The sequence below is a fragment of the Spirillospora sp. NPDC049024 genome (assembly GCF_040649235.1).
Classification (GTDB): Bacteria; Actinomycetota; Actinomycetes; order Streptosporangiales; family Streptosporangiaceae; genus Spirillospora.
Genome location: NZ_JBEZFD010000031.1, coordinates 97,484 through 105,871, shown reverse-complemented (window position 1 = coordinate 105,871; position 8,388 = coordinate 97,484). Strand labels below are relative to the sequence as shown.

The window sequence follows — 8,388 nt, the reverse complement described above, 5'->3', positions numbered from 1 at the left end:
GGCTCAGGCACTAGCCTGGAATGCATTTTGACTTTCCATCGACCTCCAATCATGCATTCACTCGAAACGTGCGACTTCACGTCGCACAACCAGTTCGGATCGTGCGCCATCCGGGCATACCAGAGCAGCAGCTCAAACAGCCCACCGGTTTCGAACTTGACATCGAGCCGCCTGGCATAGTCGACCTGAAGCTTCGCTCGCCCGGCTTCGATGTTCGAAACACTTGATCGCGCCATTCCTATGATCTTGCCCCACTGGGTAAGTGACAGTCCTTCCCTCTCCCTCGTGAACCGGAGGTAGTAGGCAAGAAAATGCCACATGGAGACCTTGGGGTCGAGCGGGTCTCGAACGATCACCATCGCTGCTCCCTGTTTTCGGTTCCTCTTGATACAGGCGAAACTAGAGCTTGCCAGTGATCCTTGCCACATGAATTCAGAATCTCGGGCAAGGGCGGAGCGATGCTGATGACGTCGAGTGGCGATCTGCTTATGCCCCTTATGGGAACACCGTCCGCAGTCGGCCTAGCTCGCACCCTTGTGGACGTACGAATCCGCAACTGGGGCTATTTTCACATTCTCGACAGTGCGCGGCTGGTCGTCTCGGAGCTCGTGACCAACGCGGCCCGGCAGACGCCGCACGAGGAGATCCGCCTCCAGCTCAGTCGGGACGGGCACGGCATCGTCATCGCCGTCTGGGACGCCGACTACGCCCTCCCTCAGACCAAGCCGATGAAGGAACTCACCCTCGACGACCTGGACCTGTCCGAGGAAGCGTTCGACGACAACGGCGGCTGGGGCCTGCACATCGTCCAGGCGCTATCGACCAAGTGCGGTGTCACCGGCGACCCGGCCGGCGGCAAGTGGATATGGTCACGCATCCACTCGTGACCATCGGATATCGACTGTTCGCGGCGCGCCGGCGTCAGGGCCGACTCGCGCAGCTACACGGGCACCTTCCACAGGCGGACGGTGCCGTTCTGGCCGCCGGTGGCGAGGGTACGGCCGTCCGGGCTGAAGCGCGCGCTGAGGACGGCGCCGTCCTGCCCGGTGAGCGCCGGGCCGAGCTGCCGGTGGCTGGTCACGTCCCACAGCCGTACGGTCCCTTCCGCACCTCCGGCCGCGAGGATGCGGCCGTCCGGGCTGAACACCGCCGTGTGGCAGCGGCCGTCGCACTGGAACGGTGTGCCTTTCTGCTGGCTCCGGGCCACGTCCCACAGGCGGACGGTCTCACCGCCCGCCGTCGCAAGCGTCTGCCCATCGGGGCTGAACGCCACGTCCTCTATCCACGAGTCGTGCCCGGACAGGCCCTCGCTGAGCCTCTTGCGGTCGTACACCTCCCACAGCTGCGCCACACCGCGGGTGTTTCCGGTGCCGGGATCCTGCTCGGTGCCGGTCGTGCCGATGGCCAGCATCCGGCTGTCCGGGGCGAACGCCAGGGCCTGCACGTTGCCGGCGTGGGTCTCAAGAAGCGGGCCCACCTTCGCGTCGTCCAGGTCCCACAGCCGCACGGACTGGTCCGTGTTGCTGGTGGCCAGGACGCGGTCGTCCGGGCTCAGGGCCAGGGACGTCAGGGGCCCGAGATCGATGTCGAGGTCGCCTGGCTCGCCCTTGCCCGACATCGGGAAGAGGCGGAGGCTGCCGTCGTCGCCCGCGGTGTACAGGGTGCTGCCGCCGTGGCTCATCGCCAGCGCGTTGACGCCGTCGGGGTGGTCGAGGGGTGCGCGGCGCTGCCTCCCATCTGCGACATTCCAGAGCCGTACCGTGGCGTCGTCGCCGGCGCTGGCAAGCGTCCGGCCGTCCGGGGTGAACACCAGGTCGCGCACGGACGCGGTGTGCCCGCGCAACGGACGGCTCTGCGGCGCGGCCGCGGACCGTTGCGCCCCGGGGTCGCTCCGGGCTGCCGATCCCGACCAGGGCGCCAGCACCAGGGCCGTGGCCAGCGCCGCGCATGCCGCCAGCACGCCGCCCGCCGCCAGCGCGCCGCGCGGGGTGCCGAGGGCGGTGAACGGGTTGGAGCGGGGACGGCGCGTGTAGACCAGGGTCGCCGAAGGTTCCGGGCCGGGCGTCCACCCGATCCAGGCCCGCCGCTCGTCGATCATCCGCTGCACCGCGGGCGGCCACGGCTGCGCGGCCGGGGCTATCGCGCCGAGCATCGCGCTCAGCCGGACGGGGTCCGGCCGCCGGGCCGGGTCCTTGGCCAGGCAGGCCGCTACGGCCGGGCGGAGCCGGTCCGGTACGGCGGACAGGTCGGGCTCGGCGTGCACGACGTTGTACAGCGCCTGCGCCGGACCGGGTCCGTCGAAGGGGCCGCGGCCGGTGCAGGCGTACACCAGCACCGCCCCGAGAGAGAAGACGTCGCCGGCCGCGGTCGCCGCCCCTCCCTCCGCCTGCTCCGGCGACATGTACCCGGGTGTTCCGGCCAGGACGCCGGTCTGCCCGTCGCCGTCGCCCTCGGCCGTCCGCGCGACCCCGAAGTCGATCACCTTCGGGCTGTCGGCGGCCAGCAGCACGTTGGACGGCTTGAGGTCGCGGTGCACCAGTCCGGCCCGGTGGATCTCCGCGAGCGCGGCCGTGAGCCCGGCCGCCAGCCGCAGCACCGCCGGCTCCGGCAGCGGCCCGGCCGCCCGGACCGCGTCCCGCAGCGACGGCCCCGGCACGTACACCGACGCCAGCCACGGTGTCGGCGCGTCGGCGTCCGCGTCGAGCACGGCGGCCGTGTACGCGCCGGACACACTGCGGGTGGCCGCCACCTCGGCGCGGAACCGCTCCCGGAAGCCGGGGGTGTGGGTGAGCCGAGCGTGCATGAGCTTCACCGCGACCGGCCGCCCGTCGGGCGCGGACCCCAGCAGCACCCGGCCCATCCCGCCCCGGCCGAGCTCGCCGAGCATCCGGTAGTGCCCGACCCTCGCCGGGTCGGACGCGGCGAGCGGGCGCATGGTCACGTTGCTCACCGGCGGTTCAGGCGCGGGTGCGGCCGGCGACGTCGTAGAGCCACACCTTCTCGTCGCCGCCGACGGCGAGGACCTTCCCGTCCGGACTGAACGCCACGGCGGAGGACTTGCTCGGGAGACCGATCGGCTTCCCGACCTCCTTGCGCCCGGCCACGTCCCACAGCCGCATGGTGGTGTCGTTCCCGACGGTGGCCAGCAGTCGTCCGTCCGCGCTGAACGCCATGCCCTGCGGGGCGTGGTCGCTCGCGGGCACTATCTCACCGAGCGGAGCCGCACGCTGGACGTCCCACAACCGCACGGTCATGTCGCCGCTCCCGGTCGCCAGCGTCCGACCGTCCGGATTCATCGCCGCTTTCGTGATCTGGACGGTGTGCCCGCGCAGGGGCTGCCCCACCACCTTGCGGGAACTCACGTCCAACACCCGCACCAGATTCTGCTCGGTGAAGGCCAGCAACCGCCCGTCCCCGCTGAACGCGATGAAGGACATGATGTTCGCCTTATCGAAGGTGAGCCCGCTCACCTCCTTGCGGGACTCGGTGTCCCACACCTTCAGATGGGAGCCGATGGCCGCCAGCCGGTCCCCGGCGGGACTGAAGGCCACGTCGGTCACCGGGGCCGGATCGTCGGAGAAGTCGAACATGGGGATGCCGAGGGTCGCGCCGATCTGCCGGCGGGTCCGCACGTCCCACACCTTGATGCCGCCGTCCATGCTGGCGGTGAGCAGCAGCCGCCCCGCCCTGTCGAACCTGGCCCGGTAAGCCCTCTGGGAGGCGATCTTGAGCGGCTGGCCGGACGGCCGCCGGGCCTTGGCGTCCCACAGCCGTACGGTGCCGTCCTCCCCGGCGGTGACCAGGAGATCACCCGCCCGGTTGAATTCCGCGTAGTGCACGGAACCGGCATGACCTTCCAGGACTGCCAGCGGCTTCGCGTCCTTACCGCCGCCTCCGCCGGACACGCCCTTGCCGGAGACCGGCTCGCCGTCACCGCGCAGGGCCCAGGCGGCGGCGCCGCCGAGCGCGGCGAGGCCGAGGGCGCCACCGCCCGCCATCAGCAGGAACCGCCTCCTGTCCGGCGCCGGCGCGACGGCCGTGGGCGTCGGCGCCGGTGCGGGCGGGACGTGCGGCGCCGGGACCTGCGGAGTCTGAAGCAGCCGGGCGACTTCGGCGTTCTGCCGCGCGATCGTGTCGTGGACCGGGTCAGGCCAAGGCCGGGCGGACGGCGGTACCTCCCCCATCCACCGCAGCAGCGCGGCGGGCTCCGGCCGTGCGGCCGGGTCCTTGGCCAGGCAGGCCGAGACGATCTCGCGGATCCGGTCCGGCAGGTCGCCCAGCACGGGCTCGGCGTGGATGACCTTCTGCAGGGTCTGCGGGGTGCTCCCCGCGTGGAACGGGCCGCGGCCGGTGCAGGCGTACACCAGCGTCGAGCCCAGCGAGAAGACGTCGCTGGCAGTGGTCAGATCCCGCCCCAGGGCCTGTTCCGGGGACATGAAGCCGGGCGTGCCGACCAGGGCGCCGGTACGGGTGAGTTGGGTGCCGTCCTCGCCCTCGGCGGCCCGCGCTATCCCGAAGTCGATCACTCGCAGGCCGTCCTCGGTGAGGAGCACGTTGGACGGCTTCAGGTCGCGGTGCACCAGCCCGGCGCGGTGCACCTCGGTCAGCGCGGCGGCGAGGCCGGCGGCCAGCCGGAGCGCCGGGCCGGCCGCCAGCGGACCGGTCGCGGCGACCACCTCGTGCAGCGACGGGCCCGGAACGTACACCGAGGCCAGCCAGGGCTCGGCCGCCTCGGGATCGGCGTCGATCACCGCCGCGGTGTACGCACCGGCGACCCGGCGCGAGGCGCGGACCTCGCGGCGGAACCGGCCGCGGAACCCGTCGTCGTGCACGAACTGCTCGTCGACCAGCTTGACCGCGGCCAGCCGCCCGTCCGGCCCGCTGCCGAGCAGTACCCGTCCCATGCCTCCGCGGCCGAGCTGGGCGAGCATTCGGTAGTTCCCGATCTGGCGGGGATCGGACGACTCCAGGGGTCTCACGGCACACCTCCCTCTCTCAAAAAGACAATAACGTCTGATTGATCGACGCGGAGGCACTCGCAGCGATCCGTCACCCCACCGCAACCCTCCGCGGGCAGAGAGGAGCGGCTGGCGCCACTTCCCACGGCCGGTGTGCGGCGGCCGCCTGCGTTCCATCTCGTCCTGCGGCCGGTCGGGCCGACGAGAAGGGAGGGCGCGACCTCCGCGTTCCGGGTCGCCGCTGACCGCTCGCTCGCTCGCGAACGCCGCCGATGAGATCTTCACCCTGCCCCCGCCGAGGAGTTACGACCCGCCAAGAAAGGACGCGGGCGAAAGGAGCACTTTGTCGGCTCCCTGGTGCTGACCCTGCGCTGTGGAAAGGGCAACTGAACACCATGCGACGGGCGACCGAATAGGTCTACGTGTGGTGACACACACGCGAGTCCAGGGCGCTGGACTGACTCAAAGGGCCGAGACGATTTGGCCTTGTCAAACGCTGCCACCACGGGAGGCCTTGCGGCCCACGTGCTCGACGGTCACATGAATTGGCCTTGTCCGGCAAGATCACCCCTGGCCGTCGGTGATGGTGCGTAAGCTTGGGCTGTATTGCGAATGTGATCGCAAGGAGTTGCGGTGACGGCCGACCCCCGGAACGTTGTCGAAGAACCGACGTTCAGCATCCCTCGGCCACCCCGCTTCTGGCCTTCGCCACTCGGCGGGGGAGCGGTGGTCGCCGCCCTTGTCGCGCTGGTCTGTGCGGGGGCGTCGCTCGCGGTGCTGGTCGCCCGGCCCGGTCCGGTCGTCACGATCCGCGGGATCATGGCCTCCAAACAGGACTTCTTCAACGACCGGAAGGTCCAGGACCTGCTACTGGAGCACCACATCCGCGTCGAGGTCACTCCGCGTGGCTCGGAAGAGGTCGCCGCCGAGGTACTCGGCCAGAAGACCGAGTCCTACGACTTCGCCTTCCCGTCCGGACAGCCGGCTGCGGATCTGATCAGGAAGGAGCGCAGCAAGCGGCGCCTGTACAACCGAACGACCTACCTGTTCACCAGCCCGATCGTGCTGGCCAGTTACCGCGAGTACGCCGAGACCCTGGTCGGGCGCGGCATCGCGGAACGGCATTCGGGGGGTCCCGGGGATGCGCTCTACTACACGCTGAGGACGGCCGAGTTCGTCGAGTTGGGTCGGCGGGGGAAGACCTGGAACGACATCGGGATCAAGGGCATCACCAACGGCAACCGCGTACTCGCGCGAACCGCCGGGGTATGCCGGTCCAACTCCGGCCTCACCTACCTCGGCCTGGTCGCATACGTGGTCAACGGCGGCAAGCCGGCGCAGACCGAGACCGAGGTGGACCAGATCGCCAAGGAGGTCGGACCGCTCATCACCGGGACCGGCATGCCGGAGTCAGAGCTCTTTTCGGCCTACGTCACGCCCGAAGGCAAGAGCCAAGGACCGATCGTGGTGGTCTATGAGCATCAGTTCTTCGCCTATCAGCAGGAACATCGGCGTAATTCCGGGCGTGTCGACACCGAGCGGGTCCTGCTCTATCCGGAGCAGGAGTTCCAGACCGACCCGGCATACATTTCCCTCAAACGCGGCAACGGTGACCGGCTCGGCCACCTGCTGCGCACAGATCCCGGACTGAGGCGCCGCATGCTGGAGCTCGGCTTCCGGGTCGTCGACGACTCCGCGGACCCTGGGACCAGACCGCTGTACGGGCTACTCAAGGACAACGGTGTGCCGGTGCCCGAGGAGCGGACGGACTACACCCGCGCGGAGCTCCCGAAGCTGCCTCTTCTGCAACGGCTGGCCGTCAGGGTGGACGAGTGCCGATGACGAGGCGGCCTTCGCGAACGTTCGCCGGACTGATGGCCTCTGCGATGCTGCTCGCGGGCACCGGCTGCACCTCGGACGAGCCGGACACGACGCTGCGGGTGCTGGCGAGCTCCGAACTCGCCGACATGCGCCCGCTGCTCGACGAGCTCCGGCGGGACACCGGCATCGCGATCGAGCTCGACTATCGGGGCACCGTGGAGGTCTCGAACTCACTCTCCCGGGGGGACGACGACCACGACCTGGCCTGGCTGTCCGACGACCGCTATCTGCAGCTCAAGTTGCGGGCGGCCGGCGGGACGCGGCTGCGGCCGCTGTCGGCTGCGATCATGACGTCCCCGGTGGTCCTGGGCGTGCGGCCGCGGACGGCCGAGCGGCTCCGCCGCAACGCCCCCGACCCGAACCTGTCCTGGGCGGACATCGCCGACGGCGCCGCCGAAGGGCTGGTGCGCTTCGGCATGGCCGACCCCCGGCAGGCCAACAGCGGGCTGGTCGCCCTGGTCGGGGTGGCCACCGCGGCCGCCGGTACCGGCAGCGCGTTGCGTCCGGAGGATGTCACGTGCGACCGGTTGCGCGGGCTGTTCTCCGGCCAGACGATCACCGCGACGTCCTCGGACGAGCTCATCGATGCGTTCGTCGCGGACCAGGGCAAGGCCGACGCGCTGATCGGGTACGAGTCGACGCTGCTGTCCCTGAACGCGAGCGGGAGGCTGCGCGAGCCGCTGGAGATCATCTATCCCGAGGACGGCATCGTGCTGTCCAAGTACCCGCTGCTGCTGCTCGATCCATCCCGCCGCGCCGCCTACGACAAGGTCGTGGCGTGGCTGACCCGCGCGGACACGCAGCGGAAGATCATGCAGCGCACTTTGCGCCGCCCACTCGATCTCAGCGTGCGACGGGATCCGCGGCTGCGCACCGAGATCGGCAACGCGCTGTACTTTCCGGACCGGCCCGAGGTCATCGACCGGCTGCTGTCCAACTACGACCCGAGGGCCCGGACGCCCGGCCAGGTGATCTTCGTGCTCGACTACTCCGGCTCCATGAGGGGCCCGCGGATCAAGGCGTTGCGATCCACGTTCGAGGGCCTCATCGGCGGCGACGGCTCGTCCGTCGGCAAGTTCGTCCGGTTCTACCGGGGCGAGAACTTCATCCTGATGCGCTTCGGGGAGAAGGTCCGGGCGGAGCGCGACGTCACGGTCGCCGACCCGCATGCCGCCGGCGCCATCCGCGACTTCCTCGGCACCGAGAAGTTCGAGCAGAACACCGCCGTTTGGTCGGCGCTCGACCACGCTTACCGGCGCGCAGGCGAGCTGAAGCGCGCCGCTCCGGAGCGGCCGGTGACCATTGTGCTGATGACCGATGGTCTGAACAACGCCGGCATCGGACTGAACGAATTCCTCAGCCGATACCAGGCCATGCCACCGCAGGCCAAGGCCGTGCACACGTACACCGTTCGGTTCGGCGAGGCCGACTCAGCCGAACTGGACCGCGCGGCCAAGGCGACCGGCGGACACATGGTGGACGCCAACGCGTCCTCCCTGAACCTGGCCTTCAAGCAGACCCGCGGCTGCTTCTGACACCGGAAGGCACC

Annotated in this window: 6 protein-coding genes; 3 read left to right on the top strand and 3 right to left on the bottom strand. The window is 70.1% G+C overall.

The genetic code is table 11. The features are described from left to right. The coding region (locus AB0C21_RS38975) for a helix-turn-helix domain-containing protein (RefSeq protein WP_500211148.1) at nt 1-359 on the bottom strand (359 nt) is incomplete at its 3' end. A gap of 177 nt (nt 360-536) precedes the next feature. Between AB0C21_RS38975 and AB0C21_RS38970 the strand changes: the two genes are divergently transcribed. Continuing rightward, the gene (locus AB0C21_RS38970) at nt 537-887 is read left to right on the top strand and encodes an ATP-binding protein (protein WP_500211146.1); all 351 of its coding nucleotides are present in this window, start codon (nt 537-539) and stop codon (nt 885-887) included. 53 nt (nt 888-940) lie between these two features. Here the strand turns inward: AB0C21_RS38970 and AB0C21_RS38965 are convergent, their stop codons facing one another. Both AB0C21_RS38965 and AB0C21_RS38960 read right to left on the bottom strand, forming a co-directional pair. Then, the gene (locus tag AB0C21_RS38965; RefSeq protein WP_500211144.1) at nt 941-2,950 is read right to left on the bottom strand and encodes a WD40 repeat domain-containing serine/threonine protein kinase; all 2,010 of its coding nucleotides are present in this window, start codon (nt 2,948-2,950) and stop codon (nt 941-943) included. 7 nt (nt 2,951-2,957) lie between these two features. Continuing rightward, entirely contained in the window at nt 2,958-4,979 is a 2,022-nt protein-coding gene (locus AB0C21_RS38960; protein WP_500211142.1) for a WD40 repeat domain-containing serine/threonine protein kinase, read from the bottom strand. A 612-nt stretch (nt 4,980-5,591) separates the two neighbouring features. On the opposite strand from AB0C21_RS38960, the gene AB0C21_RS38955 reads away from it, so the two are divergent. Next, nucleotides 5,592-6,800: a hypothetical protein gene (locus AB0C21_RS38955; RefSeq protein ID WP_500211140.1), complete on the top strand. Its 1,209-nt coding sequence runs from the start codon at nt 5,592-5,594 to the stop codon at nt 6,798-6,800. 32 nt (nt 6,801-6,832) lie between these two features. Then, nucleotides 6,833-8,374 (top strand): substrate-binding and vWA domain-containing protein, encoded by a 1,542-nt coding sequence (locus tag AB0C21_RS38950; RefSeq protein WP_500211139.1) that lies wholly within the window; start codon nt 6,833-6,835, stop codon nt 8,372-8,374. Nucleotides 8,375-8,388: the final 14 nt, after the last annotated feature.

Coding starts and splice junctions, on each gene's coding strand:
- AB0C21_RS38950 (WP_500211139.1), top strand. CDS start 6,833: ATGGCCTCTGCGATGCTGCTCGCGGGCACCGGCTGCACCTCGGACGAG.